This is a genomic window from Streptomyces sp. NPDC048473 (genome assembly GCF_043200155.1).
Lineage (GTDB): Bacteria > Actinomycetota > Actinomycetes > Streptomycetales > Streptomycetaceae > Streptomyces.
Genome location: NZ_JBICXE010000197.1, coordinates 1 through 1,226 on the forward strand (window position 1 = coordinate 1; position 1,226 = coordinate 1,226).

General features: G+C 66.4%; 1 protein-coding gene. It reads right to left on the reverse strand.

Annotation, left to right across the window (positions count from 1 at the left end):
- Window positions 1–260: 260 nt before the first annotated feature.
- The gene (locus ACGFU7_RS48205; protein WP_393705171.1) at window positions 261–662 is read right to left on the reverse strand and encodes a DUF3224 domain-containing protein; all 402 of its coding nucleotides are present in this window, start codon (window positions 660–662) and stop codon (window positions 261–263) included.
- Between the last annotated feature and the right edge of the window lie 564 nt (window positions 663–1,226).

Genomic DNA, 1,226 nt, shown 5'->3' on the forward strand with positions numbered 1-1,226 from the left:
CCGCCAGCCCTGCCTCGGTCCCCTCCGACATCCCCATAGCACAACAACGACGAGCAACGACGGAAGCAACGACTTGTTTCTCCGCAGGCCCTAACCGGTAGGAACGGCCGCAACCGTTCCCACTCGGCATCACTCAAATCACCCCGCCCCATGCCCACACCAACGACCCGGACACGGCGCAGTCACATGATCGACCGGACAAGTCCTAGAACGGAAGCACGGGGTGCGGGCCTCCTGACGCTGGGCACTCTCCTGGGCCCTTACTTCTCGAAGTCGTAATCCAGCGTCACATCACAGCTTCCGTCAGGCCGCGAGGTGTACCCACCCTTGCCGGTGAGCCCCACCAGCCCCCCGGTCCCCGAACCCGGCACCACAAACCAATCCGCACGGGCCACGCCGTCCAGCCAGCCACCCGTGGCCTGGAGAACAAAGCTCCCCTTCCGCCCGCCCACGGTCCCGGTCACGGTCTGGAGCCCGACGAAGTTTGCCGTGGAGTCGGTGGGATACACCATGAGCGTTTCAGCGGCTCCCTCTCCCTCGATATCCCCGCTGAAAGCGTTGGTGAAATGGGCTTTGGTGAGTTTCGGGGTATCGGGTCCCTCGGCGTAGGGCTTTTCGTCCCAGCTCTTGATCTCGTAGCTACCGGCGGCCTTGGTGGTCATCCGAGCCTCCATCGAAAGGGTGGTGATCATTGCGACGGGTCGCCCGCGGCACGTATCCGTCACCACGTCCGGCAGGAATTCCGGCTAAGCCCATCAAGCGATCCATGCGCGCAAGTATGCCCATCCCCGACTGCCCGCGTGGGTGATTCAGCCACCACGGACGGACACTCCACCCGACACGCCGGACTCCGTCGCCCGGACGCAGACCAAGGCAGCGATGAGTTCGAACGGAGTCAGGGCCGCGCGGGTGGCGGCCGACTGCCTCAACCGCGTCGTGGAGGGTGCTGCTCCCGCGTACGCTCCGCTTCGGCCTCTGCCCCTCCTGCTCGGTCGGCCCGCGCGCCCGGGCCGGTTGCGCCGCTCTGCCTTTCCCCCGCTGACAGGGCGCCTCGCCGCATCCAACGGGCGCGGCGCGCGGCGGCACCACCCCGATGACGTGAGCTGTCCCGCTCACCTTGCTGCCGGCTCGCGTGTCGCCGAAGCCCTGTAGAGGCCGTGGAAATGGCCGCGTGGATGTGATGCCACCCATAGGAGCTGGGTCACATCCTAATGCGGGTAGTAGGG

What these genes read in the sequence shown, in the direction of transcription:
- ACGFU7_RS48205 (WP_393705171.1), bottom strand. Translation starts at nt 662, where the DNA reads ATGACCACCAAGGCCGCCGGTAGCTACGAGATCAAGAGCTGGGACGAA.